The organism is Erythrobacter sp. WG (assembly GCF_026586795.1).
Taxonomy (GTDB): domain Bacteria; phylum Pseudomonadota; class Alphaproteobacteria; order Sphingomonadales; family Sphingomonadaceae; genus Erythrobacter.
The window spans coordinates 66,217-90,696 of the sequence record NZ_JAPFGY010000006.1; the positions used below are offsets into that span (position 1 = coordinate 66,217).

Sequence of the window (24,480 nt, forward strand, 5' to 3'; positions counted from 1 at the left end):
GCCGGACGCCCGACCAAGCTCGGCGGCCGGGTCATGGATTGCAACGTCGCCTGCCGCTCCTCGCAAGGACAAGGTAGGCTACCCGCCCGAGACCGCCACCTCTGGCGCCTCCATCAGCGGGGGCAGGCGGCGCGCGTCGAAGCGCTTGCCTTCGGGCGCATCGCTCATGGCCGCGATCAGCTGCTTTGCCCGCGCCGCCGCGCCGCCGCCGTGCGGATTGGCGGCGACCGGTGCGAGGAACACGCGGGCCAGCTCGATCTTGCCTTCCCAGGCGAGCATCGCCCCGGCCTCGATCTGCAAGCCGTGATCGAAGGGCGCGAGCAGTGCCGCGCGTTCGAGCGCGGCGCGCGCGTTCTCGTTGGGCTCCACCCCGCGTTGGGCCTGGGCGCGGTAGAAGTAGATCAGCGGCAGCGGGTGATCGTTCTCCAGCTTGTTGAGCGCGATGAACGGCTGCACCGCCGCGGCATAGGCGGCCGCGCGCTTGTCCCCCTCGGCATTCGACGCCATGCGGAACAGCGCGTAGCCCTTCTGGACGTAGGGGTTGGTGCGCTTGGGATCGCGGGCGATCGCGGCGTCGGCGGCGGCGATGGCCTCGGCGTCGTTGCCGGCGTCGTATTCGGCCTCGGCGAGCGCGGCGAGCACGCCCGGGTCGTCGGGGAACTTCGCCGCGATCGCGCGCGCCTCGGCGACGAGCTTGGCTGCCTCCTTGTCCTCGACCCCGCGCTGCGAGCGGATCTGCACCGGCATGATCGCCGCCTCGCCCGCGGTGAGCTTGCGCACGGCGATGGTTCCCGTGCGCAGCTTGTCGGGCTTGAGCGAGAAGGAATAGAGCCGGGTGCGGACATAGGCCTTCAATTCGCGCTCGAGCACGTCGAGATCGCCGAACGCCGCCTCACCCGCCTTGAGCTGGTCCATGCCCTCCACGAGGTTGCGGATATAGGCATCGCGCTGCCCGGCGCGCGCCTCGTTGAAGGTCAGGTAGTGATAGAGCAGCCAGCTCTTGAGGTAGAAGCCGTCATAGCCCTTGACCTTCTGCTTCTCGTAGAGCGCGGGGTCGATCAGCTCGCGCACATGGACCGGATCGGCGAAGGCGAGGTCGCCGGCGCGGTGCTGCGCGGCGCGCCCGATCAGCAGGCTGCCGTCGGCGTTGAAGGTCGCCGCGGCGAAGAATTCCGCCGCCCCCTCGCTCATCCAGCGCGGCATGGCGTAGGAGGACGAGCCGATCAGGAAGTGGTGCGCGTATTCGTGGAGCAGGATGATGGTCGAGAAATCGGGATAGCCGCCCGACTGGTTGCGCAGCGTCTGGACGAAGGCGCGGCTGCCCCCGGCGCGCGGGATGTAGAAGCCGCCGACATTGCGGTTACCCTTGGCGAGGCTGAGCATCTGCCCCTCGCCGCCGGCGACGTAGATCACCACCCGGTTGGAGGGGCTGGGCACCTCGACCTGGCGGTTGGTGAGCACCGCCATCGCGCTGTGGTAGCGCTCGAGGTTCTCGGCGAAGAGGCGGAGATCGCTGTCCTTGTCGTTGGCGTAGATCACGAAGTGGTCGCTCGAAGCCTCGTGCCACTCGGCGCGCGCGGGCTGGGCGAGGGCGGCGAGCGCCAGCGCGGCGAGGAAGAGGCGGAGTATCGTCGAGATCATGCGGTGCGTTCCTGCCGCCGTCCCGATCGGGCAGCGTCCCTGGGGCCATGATATCGCGATTGTCCCGCCGCGCCAGAGGCTTGCGGCAGGATGTGCGCGCCTCAGCTGTCCCGGTGCCGGGTATCCTCGAGATATTGCCAGATCCGGCTGACCACCACCGAGCCTTCGCCGACCGCACTCGCGACGCGCTTCACTGAACCGCTGCGCACGTCGCCGACGGCGAAGATGCCGGGCGCGGTGGTGGCGTAGTCGTCGGCCTGCCCGGCGGCTGCGCCGGTGAGCACGAAACCCTTGGCGTCGGTCTCGGCGAGGCCTGAGAGCCAGCCCGTGTTCGGCGCGGCGCCGATCATGATGAACAGCGCGCGGGTATCGATCCGCCGCTCGCTTGTGCCGGTCCGGAGGGTCAGCCCCTCGAGCCAGGTTTTGCCGTGCAGCGCGGTGACCTCGGAATGGTAGTGGATGGTAATGCGCGGATCGGCCTCGAGCCGCTGCATGAGATAGCTCGACATCGACGCCGCAAGGCTCCCCGAACGCACGACGAGATGCACGTGCGCCGCCGCGCGCGACAGGTACATCGCCGCCTGCCCCGCCGAATTGCCCCCGCCGATCACCACCGCCTCGGTGCGCGCGCAGAAGCGCGCCTCCATCTCGGTCGCCGAGTAGAAGATCCCGGCGCCTTCCAGTTCCTCCAAGTTCTCGAGCGGCAGGCGGCGGTATTGCACCCCGGTCGCCACCAGCACCGCGCGGGCGCAGAGCTCATCGCCGTCATCAAGGGTCAGGCAATAGGCCCCGTCCTCCCGGCGCGACAGGGCGTCGACCCGGCGCGGCATGACGAAGCGGGTGCCGAACTTCATCGCCTGCACCTGGCCGCGCCAGGTGAGGTCGGTGCCGCTGATGCCGGTGGGAAAGCCCATGTAATTCTCGATCCGGGAGGAGGTGCCGGCCTGCCCGCCCACGGCGGTGTCCTCGATCACCAGCGCCTCGATCCCCTCGCTTCCGGCATAGACCGCCGCCGCCACCCCCGCCGGGCCGCCGCCGACGATCACGAGATCGTAGGTCCGCTGCGCGCAGATATCGAGGTCGAGCCCGAGATATTGCGCGACCTTGCGCGGCGTCGGGTCCTCGAGCCGCTGGCCCGCGCCGAGCAGCACCGCGGGCGCCTTGCCCACCACCGAGCACACCTCGAGGGTCTGGGCGTCGGTCGCGTCGAGATCGTAGCTCTTGAAGGGGATGCGGTTGCGCGACAGGAACCGCTCGACCGCCTGCACCTTCGCGTCGCGGTCCGCGCCGATCACCTTGACTGCGGCATTGCCGAGCTCGAACTGCTTGCGGCGGCGCGCGGCGAAAACGGTGATGAGGTGGTCGGACAGCTCCGGCACGCGGCTCATCAGCTCGAGCACGCCCGCGCGCGGCGCCTCGATCACTCGCGTATCGACCGCGGCGCGCATCCTCAGGTAATTGGTGCCGCGGTTGAGGAAGGCGATCTCGCCCATGAACTGCGTCGGGCCGAGGCCCGAGGGGAGCAGCCGCTCGTCCGTGTAGGGATTGACCACCTCGATCTCGCCTTCGAGCACGTAGACGAAGCGGTCCATCGGCTCGCCGATATCCATGACGATGGAGCCGGCGGGATAGAACTTCTCGCCCCCGATGGCACAGATCGCATCGACATGCTCGGGCGCAAGCGGCACCCGGCGCATGGTTTCGAGGTCTTGTCCGAGTGCTTCCATGCTGCCCCTCCTGTGTGCCGCAGGTTGCAAGATGGGGACAGGAGAGCGGTTTGGGAAGCGGGGCGATGTGTTCGGATTGCTGCTTTCGGGCGAGGTCAGTGCAGACCCACCCCCCGCCCCTCCCGCAAGCGGGAGGGGAGTTTCAGCGCTTCCCGTCCCCCTCCCGCTTGCGGGAGGGGTTAGGGGTGGGCAAGTGTCACCCCTTCGCCCCCGCGATATACCGCGAGACCGTGTTCGCCATCACGCTCAAGGGCGCATTGCCGCCCAGCACGACGGCCGTGTTGAAAGCCTTGAGGTCGTAGGCGCTGCCCAGCTCTGCTTGCGCGCGGGCGCGCTGGCGGACGATTTCGGTGTGGCCGATCTTGTAGCCGCAGGCCTGCCCCGGCCAGCTGCAATAGCGGTCGACCTCGCTGGCGACCTCCTCGACCTTCGAGCCGTTCTCCTCGACGAAGAACTGCCGCCCCTGCTCGCGGGTCCAGCGCTTGGAATGGAGGCCCGTGTCGACCACCAGCCGGCAGGCGCGGAAGGCGAGGGATTGCAGGTAGCCCAGGCGCCCCACCTTGAATTCGTCATAGGCGCCCAATTCGTCCGCCAGCTGCTCGGCATAGAGCGCCCAGCCTTCGGAGAAGGCGTTGAAGGCAAGGATCGAGCGGATCAGCGGCAGGCGGTTGGAGAACTCGCCCTCCCAGACATGGCCGGGGATGCTCTCGTGGAAGGTGAGGTCGGCAAGGTCGTACTTGCGGTGGAGGTCGGTGGTGCGGAGATTGATCCAGAACCGGCCGGGAATGCTCCCGTCCTTGCTCCCCGCTCCGCCATAGGCGCCCGGCGCGCCCGGCTCCTCGGCGATGGCGATGCGGCGCACTTCGAGCGGGGGATCGACGAGGGTGTTGAAGGCGCGCGGCATCTGCGCCTTGATCCACTTCAGGCGGTCGTCGATGAAGGCGAGGATCTCGGCCCGGCCCGGATCGCCCTCGGCAAACTGGTAGCGCGGATCGGCGGCAAGCCCGCGCATCCGCTCGCCGACGCTGCCCTTGGTGTAGCCGATCTCCTTCAGGATCACGTCCATGCGGGCGTGAAGGTCCTTCAGCTCGGCCAGCCCCTGGCGGTGGATCTCGTCGGGGGTGAGGCGGGTGGTGGTGGAGGCGCGGATCGCCCAGTCGTAATATTCCTCGCCGCGCGGCTGCGACCATACGCCGGCGTGGTCCTTGGCGACCGCGCGTTCGGCCTTCAGCTCCTCGCGCTGGCGCTGAAGCGCGGGGACGATGCCGCTGGCGACCAGCCGCTCGGCCTGCGCGGCGGCGACGTCGGCGCCGCTGATCTTGGCGGCAGCGAGGGGTCCGGCGTAGCTTTCGCCCGCCATCTTGATCGCGACCTCGATCTGGGCGATCGCCTTGTCGAGCAGGAAGGCTGGCGGCACCACGCCTTGCCCGCGCGCGTCGCGGATGCGCGCCGTCTCGGCATCGAGGATCGCGGGAACCTCGGCGAGGCGATCCATATAGGGGCCGATGTCGGCGGCGGTCTTCAGCGGCTGGGTCGCGCCGAAGAAGTTCGGCATGTCGATATAGCCGCCGACGTTCTGGATCACCGCATAGGGCGAGTTGCGCCAGCTGCCGACCGCGACTTCGCCATAGGGCAGGGCCATGCCCTCGAGCGCGCGGGTGAAGGCGGTCTCGACCACCTCGAAGCCGACCTGCTGGTCGCCGGTGAGGCCGTCGCGCGGATAGGCGCGCACCTCGGCGACGATATCCTTGAGGGTCGCCTCATAGGCGCTGCGCCCCGCCTCGCCCGGCGTGCCGAAGGTCGCGCGCCAGGCGGCGTGTTCGCCGACATCGACGCCGAGCCCGGTCGCGCGGCCCGGCTCGTGGGCGAGCATCCGGTAGGCGATCCTATCGAGCGCGGCGTCGGGGGCGAGGCCTTTGATCGATCCGCTCGCCATGCCCGGCGGCGGGGTGGTCGCCGTGCAGGCGGGGAGCAGGGCGAGGGCGGAGACGCCGCCGATGCCGGCAAGCGTCTCGCGGCGGGTGATCCGGGTGCTGGTGTCGTGCATGAAAGGGGGTGTGCCGGGGCGACTTTCGCAAGTCAATCGTCGCCCCCGGCGCGGGCCGTGCTAGTTGCGCAGCATATCGGGCATCGCCCCGCCCTCGGCGGCGAGCATGTTGAGCACCGCGTGATGCAGCGCGATATTCTGCTCGGCAGTGCCGGTGTAGCCCTCGAGGCCGAGCTCGTCTGCGAGTTCCTTGCGGTTTTCGAAGCTCGGGTCGACGCCGACCATCTTCATCAGATCGACGATCGAGGTGCGCCAATTGTGCTTGTCGGCGCCGGGCATCCGGGAAATGCGATCGGCCATCGCCGCCTCGCTGATCGGCTCGGGCGCGGCGGCCGGGGCGGGTTGGGGTGCGGAAGGCGTGGGGGCAGGCGCCGGCGCGGCGGGGAAGGCGTCGCCGGCGGGCTTGGCCTTTTCCTCGGGCTGGTCGCGGCCCGAATGGAAGATCGCGTTCTTGATGCTCGAGAAGATACCCATCATCGCCTCCCTTGTGCGGTTGTCGGGCAGGCTATACCGGCAGGGCGGCGAGGATGTTCCAGCCCGTGCGAGGATTTGCCGGATCATGACCGAGATCGTGCTGTCGATCGTGATGCTTGCCGCGATTGCCCTGATCGCAGGCGCTGTCGTGCTGTGGCGCCGCACCGGCGAGGTCAGGAACCCCGCGCTGATGGTGCTGCTGGCGGCGGTCGCCGTGGCCAACGTGCTGATCTGGACCCTGCCGACGCCCGGGGGCACCGCACCGATCGAGCAGGTGCGGGCCGCCGGAGACCGCTAGCGCGCAGGCCCCGGCGGCCTCCGGCCTATTCGGGGATCGTCCAGGTGATCGTGCCGGTATAGCTCGCGGCGACCGGCCTGCCGGTCGCGTCGCGCGCCGCATCGAAGCGGGCGCGCCGGCCGACGAGGTCGCATGTCGCCGCATCGAGCGCCGCGTGCCCGGTCGAGCGGGTGATCGCACAGCCCGTCACCTGCCCGGCCGCGTCGATGGCGAGGGTGAAGCGCGCGGTGCCCTCCAGCCCCTCCATGATCCAGCGGCTGCGGTAATCGGCGTTCGTCACCCAGCGTGCCGGGTTGTTCCTAGGCCGCACGCCGACCGGATCGAAAAGCGCCGCGCTCGGCGTCGGCGTTGGGATCAGCCCGTCGCCGGTCGCGCTGCCGGTGCCTGCGAGCGGCCCGGTGCCGGGGAGCGCGGGGACCGGGTTCACCAGCACGAAATCGGCGGGCGGCAGGCTCGGGCGGGGCGGCGCGATCGGCGTCACGGCGCTCGGCGCGGCGGCGGTGCGGGGATCGGGCTGGGGCGTGGGATCGGCGGGCGGCGGCGGGGGCGGCAGCGGCGTCTCGACGATCGTCTCGCCGGTGAGCCGCGGCGCGGGCGGGGCGTTCACCACCGTCACGGCAAGGCCGACCACCATCAGCGCACCCAGCGCGCCGGGGATGGACAGCGCCCCGGCGAGCGCGGCGGGATTGGGTCTTCGGTTCGCGGAAGCATAGGTCATTGTCGGGGGCTCCTCTCGCCATCGTCATGGGAGCGGCGGCCGGAGCGCCTTGGCGGGGCGGCGCGGCACTCCGGCCTCGCTCGGACGCGAAGGTACTATGGCTTGCGTCAGGCGCGAAGCACTATTGCGTTGCCGAAAGGGACGCATTTGTTGGCTGCACGCCATCCGGCGTGCAGTCCTCGCCGCGTTTCGATCCCTTCGACTCGCGCGCGTGCGCTCGCGGCCCGTCCGATGGCGGGCCGGGGTCGTCCAGGAAAGCCTTGCCCTGCCTTCGCGCGAAGGCGGGGCGCTTCCTCACCTCACTTGATCGGGCAGTCCGGCGAGAGGCGGAAATCGAGATAATTGTCGACCGCGCGCATCAGCTCGTCGAGCTCGTTCTCGAAGAAGTGGTTGGCGCGCGGGATTTCCTCGTGGTGGATGGTGATGTGCTTCTGGGTGCGCAGCTTGTCGACGAGCTTCTGCACAGCACCCGGCTGCACCACCGTGTCGGCTGCCCCTTGCAGGAAGATGCCCGAGGCCGGGCAGGGGGCGAGGAAGGAGAAATCGTACATATTGGCCGGCGGCGCCACCGAGATGAAGCCGCGCACTTCCGGGCGGCGCATCAGCAGCTGCATCCCGATCAGCGCGCCGAAGGAGTAGCCCGCGATCCAGGTGCTCTGCGCCTCCGGGTGGATCGACTGCACCCAGTCCAATGCGCTCGCGGCGTCCGACAATTCGCCCACACCGCTGTCGAACGAGCCCTGCGAGCGGCCCACGCCCCGGAAGTTGAAGCGCAGCGTCGCAAAACCCCGGTCGGCGAAGGTCTTGTAGAGCCGCTGCACGATCCGGTCGTTCATCGTCCCGCCGCCTTCCGGGTGCGGGTGGAGGATCATCGCCACCGGCGCGCGCGGGCGCGGCGGGGGGGAGAAACGGCCTTCGAGGCGGCCTTCGGGGCCGGGGAAGATCACTGAGGGCATTGGCTGGACCCGATCGCGTAGTGGTGAGGCGGCGCCGGGTGGCGCTCGCGAATGCGCGCCTATATAGGCCCGCATGACAATTCCGCAATTCTTGTGAGGGGCTGCACCATTCCCGAACGGGTCTATCTCGACCATGCCGCCACCTCCCCGCTGCGCCCCGAGGCGCGCGCGGCGATGGCGGAGGGGTTCCGCCTGTGGGCCAACCCCTCGAGCCCCCATGCCGAGGGGAGGAAGGCGAAGGCGGCGCTCGAGGACGCGCGCGCGCGGATCAAGCGCTCGCTCGGCTGGGAGGGCGAGCTGATCTTCACCTCCGGCGCGAGCGAGGCGCTGTGGATTGCGCTCAATCGCGCGAAGGCGGAGCGGCGTTATCGCACTGCGATTGAGCATGATGCCGTGATCAGAGCCGCGCCCGACGCCATCGTGTTCGAGGATCTGGGGCCGGAAGAGATGCGCGGGGCGATTGTCGCCGCGCAGCACGTCAACTCCGAAACCGGCGTGATCGTCCGCGAGATCGACCTTTGGGCGCAAGACGTGGGCGAGGAGGGGGGGATGCTGCTGTGCGATTGCTCGCAGAGTGCGGGCAAGTTGCCCCTGCCTCGGGCCGATATGCTGGTGGTGTCGGCACACAAGTTTGGCGGGCCCATCGGAGTTGGCGCGCTGCTGGTGCGGGATTTCGCACTGCTGGAGCCGATGGGAGGGCATGAGCGGGGCTACCGGCAGGGCACCGAGAATCTTCCGGGCGTGCTTGGCATGGCGGCCGCGCTTGACGCAGGCCCATGGGCCACGACGTCAGAGCAGCGGACGGACTTCGCAGCGGCGCTCGGCGAGCAGTGCCTCGATTTTGGCGAGTCGGTCGATTACATCCTCCCCCTGGCTCATCCCGCGATGAGCGCACAGGCCCTCCTGATCCGCCTCGACGCGATGGGCTTTGCGGTTTCGGCGGGGAGCGCCTGTTCGTCCGGGACATTGAAGAAGAGCCGGGTGCTCGACGCCTTCGGGGTGCCCGACGACGTTGCAGCCCGCACCATCCGGGTGAGCCTCGGCTGGTCGACGACGCCGGAGGAACTGGCGCGGTTCGCCGAGGCTTGGGCGTCGCTATGCTAGTTCGTCATTGCGAGCGCAGCGAAGCAATCCAGCGCGCCCCGCGTGATGCTCTGGATTGCCGCGACGCTTCGCTCCTCGCAATGACGAGGAAAGCGGTCTGGCGATGATCTACCTCGACTATCAAGCCACGACGCCGCTCGCTCCGCAAGCGCGCGAGGCGATGCTGCGCTGGCTGGGCGGGCCGGAGAGCGACACTTTCGGCAATCCCCATTCCCCCCACCGCATGGGGCGCATGGCCGCTGCCGCCGTCGAGGCCGCGCGCGAGGATGTCGCCGCGCTGATGCCGTCAGGCGGGCGGGTGGTGTTCACGAGCGGCGCCACGGAAGCCCTCAATATGGTGCTGCTGGGGACGAGGGGCGACGTCCTCACCTTCGCGACCGAGCACGCCGCGGTGCTTGACTGCGCCCGCGCTGTCGAGGCGCAGGGGCGGCGTTTCACCGTGCTCCCCGTGCTTCGCGATGGCCGTGCGGACCTCGACGCGCTTGCCGCCGCGCTCACGCCCGAAACCGGGCTGGTCGCGATCATGGCGGTCAACAACGAGATCGGGGTGATCCACCCGCTCGCCGAGGCCATCGCCATCGCCCGCCAGGCCGGGGCTAGGGTGCTGGTCGACGGGGTCCAGGCCCTCGGCAAGCTCTCCTTGACCCCCCTTAGCCCCGACTTCGTGGCCGTCTCGGCGCACAAGATCCACGGGCCCAAGGGGATCGGGGCGCTGTGGATCGGGCCGGAGGCAGGGCCGCTCCAGCCCCTCGTTCACGGCGGCGGACAGGAGGCTTCCTTGCGCTCAGGCACCCTGTCGCCCGCGCTTTGCGCCGGTTTCGGGGCGGCTTGCCGGGGTGTCGACTTCGAAAGCGGAATGTTTCACGTGAAACATTTGTGGAACATCGCGAGGGATGCGTTTGCGGGCTGGGAGCTGAACGGCAGCGCGGACCATCGCTGGCCCGGCAATCTCAACATCCGCCAGGAGGGCCTCGACGTCGCCCGGCTGATGAGCGACTGCCGCCAGGTGATGTTCTCCGCCGGCAGCGCCTGCGCCAGCGGATCGGGCCGGCCCAGCCACGTGCTGCGCGCTATCGGCCTGTCGGACGTGCAGGCGAAGTCCTCTATCCGGCTCGGTTTCGGGCGCTATACCACCGAGGCGGAAATCGTGGCCGCCGCCGCTGCGATCAATGAAGGAGCGAGGAGCCAGGGCCTGTGAGTGTGACCGTCATCTTCATCGACCCGCGCGGCAAACCCGTTGAGACGGCAGGGGAAAGCGGCGACAGCCTGCTGCGCGTCGGGCAGGCGGCGGGGCTTCCTCTGGAGGGCACCTGCGAGGGGCAGATGGCGTGCTCGACCTGCCACGTGATCGTCGCGCCCGAATGGTTCGAGCGCCTCTCCCCGGCGAGCGAGGAGGAGGAGGATATGCTCGACTTCGCCGTCGGCGCGCGCCGCACCTCGCGCCTGTCGTGCCAGATCGAGCTTGCGGCGGACCTTGACGGGCTGACCGTCACGGTGCCCGCCGAAAGCAACGACCTGCGGCGGATGTAGGCGGGAATTATGCCGATTGTTCCGCCGGTTCCATGTTGAGCGCGGCCATCAGCGCCTCGGTGAAGGCGGGGATGTCGTCGGGCTTGCGGCTGGTGATGAGGTTGCGGTCGACCACCACCTCCTCGTCCACCACCGCCGCGCCGGCATTGGCGAGATCGGTGCGGATCGAGGGCCAGCCGGTGACGGTGTGCCCCTCGATGATATCGGCCTCGGCGAGCAGCCAGGGCGCGTGACAGATCGCCGCGATCGGCTTTTCCGCCGCGTCGAACGCGCGCACGATCTCGATCACCTTGTGCTCGGTACGCAGGATATCGGGGTTCATCTGCCCGCCGGGGAGGAGTAGGGCGTCGTAATCCTCGACCGAAACCTCGCCGATGGTGCAATCGACCGGCACGCTCTGGCCCCAGTCCTTCTGGTCCCAGCCGCGGATTTCGCCGGGCTCGAGGCTGGCGATGGTCACCTGCGCCCCTGCTTCGGCGAGAAGGTCGCGGGGTTTGACGAGTTCGGACTGCTCGAAACCGTCGGTGGCGATGATGAGGACGCGCTGCATGGACATTCTCCTGGTCTTGACGTGTGAGGCGATTATGAGCCGTGCGCTTGGCCGGTTCCGGCCCACGGGACGAAGCGGCGGCTGCGCGCGGCGGGCCGCTTTCCCTGTGGAAAGCCCTCTCCCTCGGCGGCCCGGGTCTTGGTAAGGGGTACCCATGTCCGGGGACCCCACAGCTGATGCGGCCGATGACGGCTTTGACGCCATCGTCGACGCGCCCTTCGATGCGGCGTTGTCGGAGCGCTATCTGGTCTATGCCCTGTCGACGATCACCGCGCGCTCGCTCCCTGACCTGCGGGACGGGCTGAAGCCGGTGCACCGCCGCCTCTTGTGGGCGATGCGGCAGCTGAAATTGAATCCGACCGACGCGTTCAAGAAGTCGGCCCGCGTCGTCGGCGACGTGATCGGCAAGTATCACCCGCATGGCGATGCCTCGGTCTACGACGCGATGGTGCGCCTCGCGCAGGACTTCGCGCTCAGGTATCCGCTGGTCGAGGGGCAGGGGAATTTCGGCAATGTCGACGGGGACAATGCCGCCGCCTACCGCTACACCGAAGCCCGCCTGACCCGCACCGCCCTCGAGCTGATGGCGGGCCTCGATGAGGGCACGGTCGATTTCCTCCCCACCTACAACGGCGAGGAGATCGAGCCCGAGATCTTCCCCGGCCTCTTTCCCAACCTCCTCGCCAACGGGGCGAGCGGGATCGCGGTCGGCATGGCGACGAGCATCCCCAGCCACAATGTCGCCGAGATCATCGACGCGACGCTGGCGCTGGTCGACAACCCGTCGATCACGCACGAGGAGCTGATGGGGCTGTTCCACGGCCCTGACTTCGCGACCGGCGGCCATGTCATCGACAGCCCGGCGGCGATCAGCGAGGCCTATCGCACCGGCCGCGGCGCGTTCCGCCTGCGCGGCCGCTTCCTCGCCCCCGAAAGCAAGGATGAGGCCGACGCGGGTGTCGGCATCGAGCGGCTGGGTGGCGGGCAGTGGCAGCTCGTGATCTCGGAAATCCCCTACCAGGTCCCCAAGGGCAAGCTGATCGAACAGATCGCTCAGGCCATCGCCGACCGGAAGCTCCCCATACTCGAGGACGTGCGCGACGAGAGCGACGAGGCGATCCGCATCGTCATCGTCCCCAAGAGCCGCAATGTCGATCCGGAGCTTTTGAAGGAAAGCCTGTTCAAGCTCACCGACTTGGAGACGCGCTTCAGCCTCAACATGAATGTCCTCGACGCACGCCCCGGTTTCGGGCGCACGCCGATGGTGATGGGGCTGAAGGAGCTGCTCGAAAGCTGGACCTTCGCGCAGATCGACATCCTCCAGCGCCGCGCGAAGCACCGGCTCGAGAAGATCGCCGACCGGCTGGAGCTGGTGCGCGGCTACATCATCGCCTTCCTGAACCTCGACCGAGTGATCGAGATCATCCGCACCGAGGACGAGCCCAAGCCGGTGATGATGGCCGAGTTCGACCTCACCGACCGCCAGGCCGAGGCGATCCTCAATATGCGCCTGCGCTCGCTTCGCAAGCTGGAGGAAATGCAGCTCAGGAAGGAGCAGGACGAGCTCCTCGCCGAGCAGGACGAGCTCGAGAAGCTCCTGGAAAGCCCGGCCCGCCAGCGCACCCGGCTCAAGAAGGACCTTCGCACCCTGCGCAAGGCCTACGCGGAGGACACCCCGCTCGGCCGCCGCCGCACGCTGATCGCCGAGGCCGCGCCCACCATCGCGTTCAGCATGGAGGCGATGATCGAGAAGGCGCCGGTGACGGTGATCCTCAGCCAGAAGGGCTGGATTCGCGCCGCCAGCGGCCACGTGCCGCTCGATCAGGAATTCAAGTACAAGGAGGGCGACGGCCTCGCCTTCATCCTCCACGCGCAGACCACCGACAAGCTGCTGCTCGCCGCCTCCGACGGGCGCTTCTTCACGCTGGGCTGCGACAAGCTCCCCGGCGCGCGCGGCTTCGGCGAGCCGGTGCGGACCATGATCGACCTCGAGAGCGAGGCGAGCGTCTGCGCGATGATGATCCACAAGCCGGGTGGCAAGCTGCTGCTCGCCTCGAGCCACGGCAAGGGCTTCGTGGCGCTATTGGACGAGCTCCTCGCCGAGACGCGCAAGGGGCGGCAGGTGGTGAACTTGAAGGACGGCGCGAAGCTGACCGTGATCCGCCCGATCGGCGAGGCTGACGATCACGTCGCGGTATTCGGCGACAACCGCAAGCTCGTGGTCTTCAACCTCGAAGAGCTACCGGTGATGTCGCGCGGGCAGGGGGTGCAGCTGCAACGCTATCGCGACGGCGGGCTGTCTGACGCGACCACCTTCGTGCTGGCGGACGGGCTAAGCTGGCAGATGGGCGGCTCGGGCGAGCGCACCCGCACCGAGACCGAAATCCGGATGTGGAAGGTCGCGCGCGGCGCAGCCGGGCGGATGCCGCCGCAGGGCTTCCCCAAGTCCGGCAAGTTCGGCTGACGGAGCGTCCCGGCCGAAGGGCCAGGAAAAAGGGGGGGCGAGGGCGGAGAATGCAACCCTCGGCCCCCCTCCCGGGGTCTGGCCCCGGACGCGGCCCTCGGCACGGGGGCCGCGCAAGGGCAGAACATCAGCGCGCGCCGCCCCCGCGCGCCGGCGCACGCGCTCCCGCCGCCGCGCTGGCGATCTGGTCGCGGCTATAGAGGACGATAAGCTGGCCCTGCGTGTTGACGGCGAAGTGCTCCTTGCGCAGTCGCAATGGGCCGCGCGGACTGTCGAGAATGATGGCATCCTCTTCAAGGTCCACCGAAGCCAGCGTGCCGACATCGCGACCGCCGGCCGAAAGGACTGCCGCACCCTGCCGCAGGGCGGCGTCGCGGCGCAGGGCGGCTTCGGCGAGGCGTTCGGCCATCATCGCATCGATCTGCTCCCTGGTGGCATTGACGGCCTTGCCCTGCGTGCCGTCGAAGACGAGATTGGTGGGCACCGGGGCCTGATGCGTGCCGGTGTCGATCACCACCACCTGCGCGTCGTTCGCGGCGACCGTCCCGACCGGCTGGCCGTCGCTTCCATAGATGGTCGTGCCGATCGCCTGCCCGAAGGCAGCGGCAGGGCTGGCGAGGACCGCGCCGGCGAACAGCACGTGCATCAACCTGTGCATGGCGGCTTCTTCCTTTCCTTCACGTCCGAGCCTGCGCCCAAAGGGCAACAAGGCTTGATCGGCGACGGGGGAAGACCTTTGCGCCGGGTCTGCTTGGACCGCTCGGCGAGTGGCACGTCCGTTCTGCCGCCAGATCGGAGAATAGGCATCGCCAAACGCCGACAACACCCGGCAAAGGGCACGCCGCCGCGCTTTTTGCCCCGTTCGGCCCGCCCGCAGGATCAATCGCCGCTGCCGGCGAGCTCCTCCTCGAGCATCTGCGCGATGCGCTCCGATCCGGGGAAGCCCTCGGCAATCCAGCGCGATTCAATCGCCTGGAGGATGCGCGCGACGTGCGGCCCGGCGGTGATGCCGCGCGCAACGATCTGGCCGCCCTTCAAGGGGAAGAGCGGCGGTTCCCAACCCTTGAGCCTTGCCGCATCGGCGCCGATGAGCAGCAGGCGGTCGATGGCGACGGCAGGCGTGAGGCGGTAGGCGAGCCCGGCGGGATCGGCGGCGTCTCCGGCGCCGCGTTCGGCAGCGGCCACGAGCCGCGCGCGCTGCGATTTGGACAGCCGCAGGCGCGCGGCGACCGCCTCGGCGACCTCGGGCGAGGGGGGCAGCAGCGCCGCGAGCCGCCGCACGGCATCGGGCACGATGCCCTGCGCCGCCTCCGCCGCGATCAGCCGGCCGAGCGCCGCGATGTGGGGCGGGCAGGCCTCGGGCAGGATCACCGGCAACACGCCGCGTTCCCGCATCCGGGCGATGGTCGCATGGGGATCGGGCAGGCCGAGCAAGGCGAGCAATTCCGCGCAAACCCGCTCGCGGCTGAGGCCCTTCAGGGTGTGCGCCAGTTCGGCGCAGGCGTCCTCGGCCTGTGCATCGCAATCCGCGCCGAAGCGGGTCTGGAAGCGGTAGTAGCGCAGGATCCTGAGGTGGTCCTCGGCGATCCGCGCGCGCGCCTCGCCGATGAAACGCACGCGCCCTGCGGCGAGATCGGCAAGGCCGCCGAAGTAGTCGGCGATCTCCAACGTCTCGGGATGGGCATAGAGCGCATTGATGGTGAAATCGCGCCGCGCTGCATCCTCGCACCAGTCGCTCGCGAAAGCGACGGTCGCGCGCCGGCCATCGGTGGCGACATCGCGCCGCAGGGTGGTTATCTCGACCGGCCCATCGGCGAGGGTCGCGGTCACGGTGCCGTGTGCGATGCCGGTGGGGGCGGTGCGGATCCCGGCGCGCGCGCAGGCGGCGATCACCGCGGCGGGCAGCAGCGTGGTCGCGCCGTCGACATCGTGGACGGGCACGCCGAGCAGCCCGTCGCGCACCGCCCCGCCGACCCAGCGCAGGTTCTCGGGGCCGAGCGCGCGGGTGAGCTGCGCGAGGCCCTCGCGCTTGGTCCAGTCGGCATCCCTGAGGAACTTAAGCACCAAAAACCCCGTTCGCCCTGAGCTTGTCGAAGGGCTGCCCTTCAACGTCCGCCAAGCGCTAGAAGAAAGGACGGGCCTTCGACAAGCTCAGGCTGAACGGAGTTGAGGTTTTAGATCATCGAAGCTGATCCGCCGCGACAGGTTGGCGATGATCGCGGCGGTCACGCCCCAGATGCGGAAGCCCTGCCAGTCCATCTCCAGATAACGCCGGGTCGCGCCGCGCCAGAACACCTCGTTGGCGGTCCAGCTGGCGGGATCGAGCAGCAGGCCGAGCGGCGCCTCGAACCATTCGTCCACCTCGTGCGGATTGGGGACCAGCGGCAGGCCGGGGGGAACGATGCCGACGACCGGCGTCACCAGGAAGCCGGTGCCGGTGTGATAGACGTCGCTGGTCCCGATCACCCGGACGCACTCGCGCGGGAGGGCGAGCTCCTCCTCGGCCTCGCGCAGGGCGGCGGCGACCGCATCCTCGCCCGCGTCGATCTTGCCGCCGGGGAAGGCGACCTGGCCGGGGTGATCGCGCATCGCGGCGGGGCGCTGGGTGAGGATCACCTGCGGATCATCCGGCACGTCCGTGATGGCGACGAGCACCGCAGCCGGCGTGGCGCGGCCATCGGCGGCGAACCGCGCGTCGCTCAGGAGATCGGGAATGTCGCGCGCATGGCCCTTGGCGAAGGCTCGGGAAAGCCGGTCGTGCAGGCTCTCGCGGGGCGGCGTCATGGCAGGAGGCGGAACTCCGCGCCCCTGCTGGTGACCTTCCAGCCGTTTGCCTCGGCCCCTTCGGCCAAGGCGATCTCGGCAAGCTGCGCCCAGGTCGAACGGTTGAGCCGCGCATCGCATCCGCGCCGCGCGGCGAGATAGGCTGCGGGATCGTCCGCAGACCCCTCCACCCGCAGCGGGTGATCGGGCCCGGCGATCACCAGGTCATCGGTGTTGAGCCGGAAAGCGAGGGCGTCATCCGCGCGCACGCAGTCGACCGCCACGAAGGCCGCGTCCTCGACGGCTATCGCGAGCTTCTCGAAAGGCGTGACCAGCCAATGCTCCCCGTCCTCGTCGCGCATCAGCAGTCCGGCGAAGGCGCGCACCATCGCCTCGCGGCGGATCGGCGCGCCTTCGTGGAACCAGGTCCCGTCCGCCGCGATCCGCATCTGGCTGTCCGCGACCTTCTGGGGGGTCCAGCTTTCGAGCGGCGGGAGCCCTCGCTCTTCCACCAGCGCGGCGATCTGCGGCAGGGTGAGGCCGGCAAGGTGCGGAGGTGGATCGTAGGGCATGGCCTCAGCGATGGCAGATGCGGCGGCTGGCGTGAACCCCGTTTTCACCCGCGACCGACGAGCCGACCCGTCAGCCCGTCCACGGCCCCAGCATCCCTTCCGCCGGCATGACCGCAAGGCCATGCCCGCGAGCGAGCAGGCGGTGCGGTTCGTAGGGACCCGGACAGCGCCAGCCGCCGGTCAGGCTCGCGGAAAAGCCCCAGCGGCCGTAATACTCAGCATCGCCGATCAGCACCTGCGGGAGCGCGCGCCCGCCCGCTGCGGCAAGCCGCGCGTCCTCGGCAATCATCGCGCTCATGAGGCCGACGCCGAAGCCCTCGCCCTGCCGTTCGGGGACGACCGCGACGGGGCCGACCATCACCAGCGGCACCTGGCCCTCCTTGGTCTGCAAGCCGATCGGCCAGCACTGGATGGTGCCGACCAGCAGATCGTTCTCGTCCAATGCGGCAAGGCTCAGCCCCGGCAGCCAGTCCATGCCCGCACGGATCCGGTAGGCGGTGCGCGCGAAGCGGTCCGGCCCGAAGGCGCGGTCGAGGACTTCCTCGACCATCGCCGGATCGACCGCCTCGAGCGGGATGAGGGTCGCGGTGCCGGGCCGCGGCGAGGGCGCGGCCATCAGCGCGGGGTCAGCCTGATCAGCCGCGCGCCCTTGCCGTCCTCGGCGACATAGACCGCGCCGTCCGGGCCCTGGGCGATGGCTCGCAACCGCTTCTCGAAGCCCCAGCGTTCAACCTCCTTGGCCGTCTCGCCGTCCAGGGCGACATGGATCAGCGCCTTGCTGCCGAGCCCGGGCATCAGCGCATGGCCTTTCCACGCCGGAAACAGCGCGCCCGAATAGATCAGCATATCGCCGGGAGCGATCACCGGGGTCCAGCTTGCCGCAGGCTGGGCAAACCCGTCCGAAGGCTCATGATCGGGGATCGGATCGCCGTTGTAGTGCTCGCCGTTGGAGCGCACGGGCCAGCCGTAATTGGCGCCCGGCTTGACGAGGTTCAACTCGTCGCCGCCCGCAGGGCCGTGTTCAACCTCCCACAGCCGCCCTTGCGCGTCCCAGTCGATGCCGAGGATGTTGCGATGGCCCAGCGACCAGATCTCCGCCGTCGCTCCGCCCTTGTCGGCCATGGGATTGCCCGCGGCCGGGGTCCCGTCGAGATTGAGGCGGACGATCTTGCCGAGGGTGGCCGCCGTGTCCTGCGCGGGCTGCATCTTCTGCCGTTCGCCGCTGGCGATGAACAGATACTTCCCGTCGGGGGAGAAGGTGATGCGGTGCGAATAGTGGCCCCGGCCCGTGACCTTGGGGGCCTGGCGCCAGATCACCCTGAAGCCCTCCAGCGAACAGGCGGTGGGCTGGGGGCAGACCAGCTTCCCGCGCCCGACCGCCGCGCCCCGCGTGTCGCCTTGGCCCGCTTCGGCCCACGACAGGTAGATTGTCCGCCCGCCGAGCGTCGCGGAAGCCTCGCCTGGCAGGAAGGCGACATCGCCGAGCCCGCCCTGTCCGCCGTAGTCGACCGCCGGAACGCCGCTCACGGTGCCCGCCGCGCCGGTCGCGGTGTCGACGAACTTGAGGGTGCCCGCCTTCTCGGTGACGAACAGCGTGCTCGTTCCGGGCGCGAAGGCGAGGGCCCAGGGCTCTTCGAAGGTGGCGATCTCGCTCGTCCGGAAGGGCGCGACCGGGCCGGTCGAGGCGATGATCGGGGCCTGCGCCTCGGCGGCGGTTTCCCCCGTTTCGGCATTCGCGCAGCTTGCCAGCATCAGCGCAGGGGTCGAAAGAGCGGCGAGCAATCGGGCAGAACGGGTCATGCTAGGGGTCACTCCGGGTTTCACGGTTCAGGGCGAAGGCATCGTCATCGGTGTCGACGAGGCCGGACGCGGTCCGCTGGCCGGGCCGGTGGTGGCCGCGGCGGTGGTGCTGGGCCGCGCGATACCGGCAGGGGTCGACGATTCCAAGCGACTTTCGCCGGCGCGCCGTGCGAGCCTCGACGAAGCGCTGCGCGAATGCTGCGACTGGGCGGTGGCGGTGGTCGATCCCGAGGAGATCGACCGGGTCAACATCTTCATGGCGACGATGCTGGCGATGACCCGCGCGGTGGCGAAGCTGACGGCGGCGCTGGGCTGCGAGACGCGCGAGGTGCTGATCGACGGCAACCTCACCCCGCACGGCCGCTGCGAGGACTGGCATTGGCCCGCCCGCCCGATCGTCGGCGGGGATGCGCTGGAGCCGTGCATCTCGGCCGCCTCGATCATCGCCAAGCAATGGCGCGACCGGCTGATGTGCGAGGCCGCCGCCGCGCATCCGCATTACGGCTGGGAGCGCAACAAGGGCTACGGCACGCCCGAACACCTCGAGGCGCTGCGGCTCCACGGGCCGAGCCCGCTCCACCGCCGCAGCTTTGCCCCGGTGGCGCAGCTGGTGCTGATTTAGCTTCTCCGCGTTCCGAGGAAGGGCGCGAGGTGAGTCCTCCCCGCCACACCCCAACATCCGGAGTCCGCCGCGCGTGGTCGGACTCAACATCTTGTGCCGGCCTCGTTTCGTTCCGCCCCGCGGCTACCATGTGGAGAAAGAGCGGCGAAAAATTAGGTGCTTGACGCGGACTCCTCGAAGACTCATGCCTGTGGATAAATCCCGACATGATTGGCGAGGGCTCCCGTGGCGAGTGTGATAGAAAAAGTGAAGGTGCGCGCGAAGAGCGTTGAAAATGCGGCCGATGTCGCGCGCGCGCCCGATCTCCCCCTCGGCCGGATCCTGCCTGGCGACTGCATCGCGGCGATGCGGTCGCTGCCCACCGCCAGCGTCGATCTCGTGTTCGCCGATCCGCCCTACAACCTTCAGCTCGGCGGCGACCTCAACCGCCCTGATGGCAGCCATGTCGATGCGGTCACCGACCACTGGGATCAGTTCGATTCCATGGCCGCCTACGACGCGTTCACCCGCGCATGGCTGACCGAGGCGCGCCGGGTGCTCAAGCCCGACGGGGCGCTGTGGGTGATTGGCAGCTACCACAACATTTTCCGCGTCGGCAGCATCCTCCAGGACCTCGGATTCTGGATCCTCAACGACATCGTCTGGCGAAAGTCCAACCCCATGCCCAACTTCAAGGGCACACGCTTCACCAACGCCCACGAAACGCTGATCTGGGCGAGCATGGGCGAGAAGGCGCGCTACCACTTCAACTACCGCGCTATGAAGACCCTGAACGACGAGCTCCAGATGCGCTCGGACTGGGTGCTGCCGATCTGCGGCGGGGGCGAGCGATTGAAAGAGAACGGGAAAAAGGCCCATCCCACCCAGAAGCCCGAGGCGCTGCTCTACCGCGTGCTGCTCGCCACCACCGAGAAGGGCGACGTGGTGCTCGATCCCTTCTTCGGCACCGGCACCACCGGCGCGGTGGCGAAGCGGCTGGGCCGCCAGTGGATCGGCTGCGAGCGCGAGGACGCCTACCGGGCGGTCGCCGAGAAGCGCATCGCGCGCGAATTGCCGCTCGACGAGAGCGCGATCACCACGATGCAGAGCCCGCGCGCCGCGCCCAAGGTGGCGTTCGGTGCGGTGGTCGAGGCCGGGCTGATCCCGCCGGGTTCAACGGTGTTCGACCGCAAGCGCCGCTGGGTGGCGACGGTCCGCGCCGATGGCTCGCTGGCGTGCGGCGGGCAGGCGGGTTCGATCCACGGGCTCGGCAAGGATCTCCAGGGCGCGCCTTCGTGCAACGGCTGGACCTTCTGGCACTTCGAGCAGGGCGGCGAGGTGAAGCCGATCGACGCCGCGCGCCAGCTCTACCTCCTCGCCGCCGAGGACTGATCCAGCGATGAGTACCGCGGTCTACCTCCACCCGCTCACCCTCGTCAGCGGTCCGCAGGCGGTCGCGGGGGAAGCGGTGCGGCTCGGCGGATCAATGGTTTATGCGCGCGAGTTCGCGCTGGTGATCCGCGCGAGCGGCGCCGTCACCGAGCGGCTAGTCGGCACCCCGCGCGAGATCGAGGCGGCGCTGGCGCGGCTGCCGGGGGCGCTTGGCGAGGATGCGGCCGCGCAGTGGCAGAACCTCGCCAGGGTCCACCCACCGCTCGCGCTGGGGGGGCGGACGGTCCGGCTCGACCAGCCGCAGGTGGTCGGCATCCTCAACGTCACGCCCGACAGCTTCTCCGACGGCGGGCAGCACGCCGCCCCCGAGGCGGGGCGCGCGCACGCAGCGGCGATGCTCGAGGCAGGCGCGGCGATCATCGACATCGGCGCCGAAAGCACCCGGCCGGGTGCTGCCGCGACCTTCGAAGACGAGGAAACTCAGCGCATTGTCCCGGCCATCGAATATTGCGCGGCAATGGGCGCGGCGATCAGCCTCGACACCCGCCGCGCCGGAGTGCTGGCGGCGGGGCTCGCGGCGGGCGGGCACATGGCCAACGATGTGTCGGCGCTGCGCTACGATCCGCGCATGGTCGAGGTGGTCGCCGAGGCGGCCTGCCCGGTGGTGCTGATGCACGCCCCCGGCAGCGGCGAGGACCTGCACAAGGGCGGCGACTACAAGGATGTCGTCAGCGAGGTGTTCGACTTCCTCAAGGCGGCCAAGGCCAGGGCGATCGTCAACGGCATCGCCGAGGCGCGGATCGTGCTCGACCCGGGCATCGGCTTCGGCAAGTCGCTTGGCGAAAATCTCCAGCTCATCAATGCCTTGCCCCTGTTCCACGCGCTCGGCAGCCCGCTCATGCTGGGGGCGAGCCGCAAGCGGATGATCGGGGCGCTGTCGGGCGAGGAGCCGGCCGACCGGCGGCTCGCGGGCTCGCTCGCGCTGGCGCTCAGGGGCATGGAGGCGGGCGTCCACCTGCTGCGGGTGCATGACGTGGCCGAAACGGTGCAGGCGCGCAATGTGTGGCGCGGGCTGAGGGACGCCGCGCTGACCGACTTTTCGACCCTGCCGCCCGAGTGACGCCTACAATGGCGATGTTCCACGTGAAACATCGCCGCAAGCCCCACCTTAATCCCCGGCGAACCTGGGTCTGGCGGGGTTTGCGCGGGGTCTAGGGCCGGGCAAGGGGGGGTCTGGAGGGGGTCTGCGGCTGCCTACAGGTTCGGCCGCCCCGGCCGCCCCCTCTCACCCCGGCGAGGCCGCGCTGCCTGCCAGCAGCCCGCCATCGAGCGTCAGCTCCGCGCCGGTCATGTAGCCGCTACGCGGCCCGGTGAGATAGACGCACAGCGCCGCCACCTCCTCCGGCGTGCCGAAGCGCTTCAGCGGCGTGTCGGCGACCAGCGCGGCCATGTTGGCCTCCCGCTCGGGCCCGTCGCCCAGCATTGGCTCCCACATCTGCGTCAGCACCGCCGCGGGGCGGACCGAATTGCAGCGCACCTGCCAGCCTTGCTGCGCCGCATAGAGCGCCACCGACTTGGTGTGGTTGCGGATCGCCGCCTTCGATGCCGCATAGGCGGCCGCCCCCGGTATCCCGACCAGCCCCGAACGCGAGGAGATGTTGATGATGGAGCCGCGCCGCGCCTCCCGCATGGCCCGCAGCGCATAGCGGCACCCGAGAAAGGTGCCGTCGGTGTTGACCGCGTGGACGCGGCGCCAGTCGGCAAGGCTGGCGTGTTCCGGATCGTGGGGCGCCATGCCGTCCTCGAACCCGGTGATCCCGGCGTTGTTGACCACCACATCGGCCCGGGGGTGAAGCGCGAAGAGCGCGTCCCAGTCGGCTTCGGACCGGACGTCGAGGTGGAGATATTCGCCGCCGAGCGCGGCGGCCGAAGCGCGGCCTTCCGCGTCGGCGATGTCGGTAAGGAGGACGCGCGCGCCCTCGGCGATAAAGGCGGCGGCGATGGCACGGCCGATGCCGCGCGCAGCGCCGGTGACGACGCAGAACGCGCCTTGAAGTTCAGGCATGAAGAAACCTCGCAGGATGTCGAAGGGAACGGGGGCGCCGGCCTCAGGCCAGACCCGCTATCGCTGTATCCGCCTTAGCGGTGACGCTTGTTCACTTGACCTCACTCCTGCCGAGGGCCGCGCGGTTAAGGCCCGTCACGCCGCGTTGTCAATCCCGAGGTCGGAGAGCTTGCGGTAGAGGGTCGAACGGCCGATCCCCAGCCGCCGTGCCACTTCGGTCATGCGGCCGCGGTAGTGGCCGATGGCGAGGCGGATCACGTCGGCTTCGATCTCTTCCAGCGGGCGCAGGTTGCCGTCGGGGGTGTAGAGCGTGATGCCCACGCCCTCGTGGCCGCCCGGGGCCGGGCCGAAGTCCTGTTCGCCGAGCATTTCGGAGAGTTGCGGGAAGCTGTCGGCGGTGAGCGAGTTGCCCTCGCAATAGACCGCCGCGCGGAACAGCACCGATTGCAGCTGGCGGACATTGCCCGGCCAGTCATAGGCGGCGAGCAGCGCCAGTGCGCTTTCCGAGATCGACAGGTGATTGAGCCCCGGCTGCTCGCCGATCCGGGCGAGGAAGTGGCGCGTCAGCGCCGGGATGTCGCCGGTGCGCTCGCGCAGCGGCGGCAGGACGATGCGGGTTCCGGCAAGCCGGCCGGCGAGCTCGGCGTCGAACTGCCCGGCGGCGAGCAGGCGGTCGAGGCCGACATTGCTCGTCACCAGCAGGCGCACATCGACGCGGAAGCCGTAGCTTGCGCCGACCGGGCGGATGATGCCGCTCTCCAGCGCATCGCGCAGGCGCTGCTGGAGCGGCGGCGTCAGGCGGTCGATCTCGTCGAGGATCAGCGTGCCGCCGTCGCCGTGCTGGAAGGCACCGATCTGGCGGTCGAAGGCGCCGGGAAAGCTGCCGGGCTCGTGGCCGAACAGGACGGAATCGACCGAGCCGGGCGGGATTGTGGCGAGGTTGACGATCCGCAAGGGTTCCTTGGCGCGCGGGGATGCGGCGTGCATCGCGCGCATCAGCATTTCCTTGCCCGTTCCGCTCTCGCCCTCGATCAGGACGTGGCCGTGCCCGCGTGCGGCCTTGGCGGCCTGGGCGAGCGCGGCGCGGAAGCTGGGCGCGGTGCCGATCATCGCGTCGAAATCGAGGTTGGCGGCGATCTTTTCGGTGAGCGGGGCAAGCTCGTCGCGCGGGGCCTCGCGGGTGGTGACGCTGCGCAGCGCTTCCATCAGCCGGCCGGGCGAGATCGGCTTGACCAGATAGTCCGAAGCGCCCGCGCGCATCGCCTCGACGGCGAGCAGCGGCGAGGCGCTGGTGGTGAGCATCAGGATCGGCAGGGCGGGGCGGCGCGACTTCAGTTCCGCGATCAGCGCGCAGGCATCGTCGCCCGGCACCCACTGGTCGAGCAGGATTGCGGACAGTTGCATCCCCTCGCGCGTGCCGAGCATGGCGATCGCGGTTTCGGCATCGGGGGCGACGATCGTGCGCCACCCGTCGCGCGCGGCGATCGCGGTGATGAGGCGGCCCTGTGCGGGCTCGTCGTCGATCAGCATGACGATTCGCGCATTGTCCTGCTCGTCGGGAAGGCTCACGGGATCGGCCATCGGTTTTGGTGCTCGCTTGTCTCTCGCGCCCGCAGCCCCCCGCCGCGGACAGTTCGTCACCGCCAGGCAATAGGCGAGGGAGGTAAAAACCAGATTAAGCCTGTGCCGTGGCGGGACACTGCCCCTCATCGTCCGGCGCGCGGGCGGCGGCGGGGGCGGTGTGGCAAAGGTGACTTGAGATAGGTGCGCCGCTTCGA

23 protein-coding genes are annotated in these 24,480 nt (G+C 69.5%); 8 read left to right on the top strand and 15 right to left on the bottom strand.

What is annotated here, in order from left to right; genetic code table 11:
* Window positions 1–78 precede the first annotated feature (78 nt).
* From OPU67_RS04845 to OPU67_RS04860, 4 genes are all read right to left on the bottom strand, one after another.
* Window positions 79–1,641: a hypothetical protein gene (locus OPU67_RS04845; protein ID WP_267617976.1), complete on the bottom strand. Its 1,563-nt coding sequence runs from the start codon at window positions 1,639–1,641 to the stop codon at window positions 79–81.
* Window positions 1,642–1,742: 101 nt separating this feature from the next.
* Entirely contained in the window at window positions 1,743–3,368 is a 1,626-nt protein-coding gene (locus OPU67_RS04850) for an FAD-dependent oxidoreductase (protein ID WP_267617977.1), read from the bottom strand.
* A 196-nt stretch (window positions 3,369–3,564) separates the two neighbouring features.
* Entirely contained in the window at window positions 3,565–5,415 is a 1,851-nt protein-coding gene (locus OPU67_RS04855) for a DUF885 domain-containing protein (RefSeq protein ID WP_267617978.1), read from the bottom strand.
* Between the two features lie 60 nt (window positions 5,416–5,475).
* Window positions 5,476–5,892, bottom strand: coding sequence for a DUF3597 family protein (locus tag OPU67_RS04860; protein WP_324255339.1), 417 nt, complete (start codon window positions 5,890–5,892; stop codon window positions 5,476–5,478).
* Between the two features lie 82 nt (window positions 5,893–5,974).
* Between OPU67_RS04860 and OPU67_RS04865 the strand changes: the two genes are divergently transcribed.
* Window positions 5,975–6,187 (top strand): hypothetical protein, encoded by a 213-nt coding sequence (locus OPU67_RS04865; protein ID WP_267617980.1) that lies wholly within the window; start codon window positions 5,975–5,977, stop codon window positions 6,185–6,187.
* A gap of 25 nt (window positions 6,188–6,212) precedes the next feature.
* On the opposite strand, the gene OPU67_RS04870 is transcribed toward OPU67_RS04865, so the two are convergent.
* A complete protein-coding gene (locus OPU67_RS04870; RefSeq protein ID WP_267617981.1) occupies window positions 6,213–6,905 on the bottom strand; it encodes a TonB family protein in 693 nt (230 codons plus the stop codon).
* Window positions 6,906–7,204: 299 nt separating this feature from the next.
* Window positions 7,205–7,861 (bottom strand): alpha/beta hydrolase, encoded by a 657-nt coding sequence (locus tag OPU67_RS04875; RefSeq protein ID WP_267617982.1) that lies wholly within the window; start codon window positions 7,859–7,861, stop codon window positions 7,205–7,207.
* Between the two features lie 174 nt (window positions 7,862–8,035).
* Between OPU67_RS04875 and OPU67_RS04880 the strand changes: the two genes are divergently transcribed.
* The 3 genes from OPU67_RS04880 to OPU67_RS04890 all read left to right on the top strand — a co-directional run bounded on the left by OPU67_RS04880 (window position 8,036) and on the right by OPU67_RS04890 (window position 10,495).
* Window positions 8,036–8,965: a cysteine desulfurase family protein gene (locus OPU67_RS04880; RefSeq protein WP_420708955.1), complete on the top strand. Its 930-nt coding sequence runs from the start codon at window positions 8,036–8,038 to the stop codon at window positions 8,963–8,965.
* Window positions 8,966–9,068: 103 nt separating this feature from the next.
* Window positions 9,069–10,163, top strand: a complete 1,095-nt coding sequence (locus tag OPU67_RS04885) for a cysteine desulfurase family protein (protein ID WP_267617985.1) — start codon at window positions 9,069–9,071, stop codon at window positions 10,161–10,163.
* Window positions 10,160–10,495, top strand: coding sequence for a 2Fe-2S iron-sulfur cluster-binding protein (locus OPU67_RS04890; RefSeq protein ID WP_267617986.1), 336 nt, complete (start codon window positions 10,160–10,162; stop codon window positions 10,493–10,495). Before OPU67_RS04885 ends, OPU67_RS04890 begins: the two co-directional genes overlap by 4 nt.
* A 7-nt stretch (window positions 10,496–10,502) precedes the next feature.
* Here OPU67_RS04890 and OPU67_RS04895 read toward each other — a convergent pair whose 3' ends face one another.
* The gene (locus tag OPU67_RS04895) at window positions 10,503–11,045 is read right to left on the bottom strand and encodes a type 1 glutamine amidotransferase domain-containing protein (RefSeq protein WP_267617987.1); all 543 of its coding nucleotides are present in this window, start codon (window positions 11,043–11,045) and stop codon (window positions 10,503–10,505) included.
* A 154-nt stretch (window positions 11,046–11,199) separates the two neighbouring features.
* On the opposite strand from OPU67_RS04895, the gene parC reads away from it, so the two are divergent.
* Window positions 11,200–13,509 carry a DNA topoisomerase IV subunit A gene (gene parC, locus OPU67_RS04900; RefSeq protein ID WP_267617988.1) on the top strand — a complete coding sequence of 770 codons (2,310 nt, stop codon included), beginning with the start codon at window positions 11,200–11,202 and terminating at the stop codon, window positions 13,507–13,509.
* A 127-nt stretch (window positions 13,510–13,636) separates the two neighbouring features.
* Here parC and OPU67_RS04905 read toward each other — a convergent pair whose 3' ends face one another.
* The 6 genes from OPU67_RS04905 to OPU67_RS04930 all read right to left on the bottom strand — a co-directional run bounded on the left by OPU67_RS04905 (window position 13,637) and on the right by OPU67_RS04930 (window position 18,644).
* The gene (locus OPU67_RS04905; protein WP_267617990.1) at window positions 13,637–14,167 is read right to left on the bottom strand and encodes a hypothetical protein; all 531 of its coding nucleotides are present in this window, start codon (window positions 14,165–14,167) and stop codon (window positions 13,637–13,639) included.
* Between the two features lie 221 nt (window positions 14,168–14,388).
* The gene (locus OPU67_RS04910) at window positions 14,389–15,573 is read right to left on the bottom strand and encodes a CCA tRNA nucleotidyltransferase (protein ID WP_267617992.1); all 1,185 of its coding nucleotides are present in this window, start codon (window positions 15,571–15,573) and stop codon (window positions 14,389–14,391) included.
* An 87-nt stretch (window positions 15,574–15,660) separates the two neighbouring features.
* Entirely contained in the window at window positions 15,661–16,293 is a 633-nt protein-coding gene (locus OPU67_RS04915) for a CoA pyrophosphatase (RefSeq protein ID WP_267617994.1), read from the bottom strand.
* A complete protein-coding gene (locus OPU67_RS04920) occupies window positions 16,290–16,844 on the bottom strand; it encodes a DUF1285 domain-containing protein (protein WP_267617996.1) in 555 nt (184 codons plus the stop codon). Before OPU67_RS04920 ends, OPU67_RS04915 begins: the two co-directional genes overlap by 4 nt.
* Window positions 16,845–16,914: 70 nt before the next feature.
* Complete coding sequence (locus tag OPU67_RS04925) at window positions 16,915–17,460, bottom strand: GNAT family N-acetyltransferase (RefSeq protein WP_267617998.1); 546 nt, start codon at window positions 17,458–17,460, stop codon at window positions 16,915–16,917.
* A complete protein-coding gene (locus OPU67_RS04930; RefSeq protein WP_267617999.1) occupies window positions 17,460–18,644 on the bottom strand; it encodes a PQQ-dependent sugar dehydrogenase in 1,185 nt (394 codons plus the stop codon). Before OPU67_RS04930 ends, OPU67_RS04925 begins: the two co-directional genes overlap by 1 nt.
* Here OPU67_RS04930 and OPU67_RS04935 point away from each other — a divergent pair.
* The 3 genes from OPU67_RS04935 to folP all read left to right on the top strand — a co-directional run bounded on the left by OPU67_RS04935 (window position 18,643) and on the right by folP (window position 21,757).
* Window positions 18,643–19,266: a ribonuclease HII gene (locus OPU67_RS04935; RefSeq protein ID WP_267618001.1), complete on the top strand. Its 624-nt coding sequence runs from the start codon at window positions 18,643–18,645 to the stop codon at window positions 19,264–19,266. The genes OPU67_RS04930 and OPU67_RS04935 overlap by 2 nt on opposite strands.
* 225 nt (window positions 19,267–19,491) lie before the next feature.
* The gene (locus OPU67_RS04940; protein WP_420708952.1) at window positions 19,492–20,637 is read left to right on the top strand and encodes a site-specific DNA-methyltransferase; all 1,146 of its coding nucleotides are present in this window, start codon (window positions 19,492–19,494) and stop codon (window positions 20,635–20,637) included.
* Between the two features lie 7 nt (window positions 20,638–20,644).
* Entirely contained in the window at window positions 20,645–21,757 is a 1,113-nt protein-coding gene (folP, locus tag OPU67_RS04945; RefSeq protein ID WP_267618002.1) for a dihydropteroate synthase, read from the top strand.
* A 165-nt stretch (window positions 21,758–21,922) separates the two neighbouring features.
* Here folP and OPU67_RS04950 read toward each other — a convergent pair whose 3' ends face one another.
* Both OPU67_RS04950 and OPU67_RS04955 read right to left on the bottom strand, forming a co-directional pair.
* Window positions 21,923–22,702 carry an SDR family oxidoreductase gene (locus tag OPU67_RS04950; RefSeq protein ID WP_267618004.1) on the bottom strand — a complete coding sequence of 260 codons (780 nt, stop codon included), beginning with the start codon at window positions 22,700–22,702 and terminating at the stop codon, window positions 21,923–21,925.
* 135 nt (window positions 22,703–22,837) lie between these two features.
* Window positions 22,838–24,283 carry a sigma-54-dependent transcriptional regulator gene (locus tag OPU67_RS04955; protein WP_267618006.1) on the bottom strand — a complete coding sequence of 482 codons (1,446 nt, stop codon included), beginning with the start codon at window positions 24,281–24,283 and terminating at the stop codon, window positions 22,838–22,840.
* Window positions 24,284–24,480: the final 197 nt, after the last annotated feature.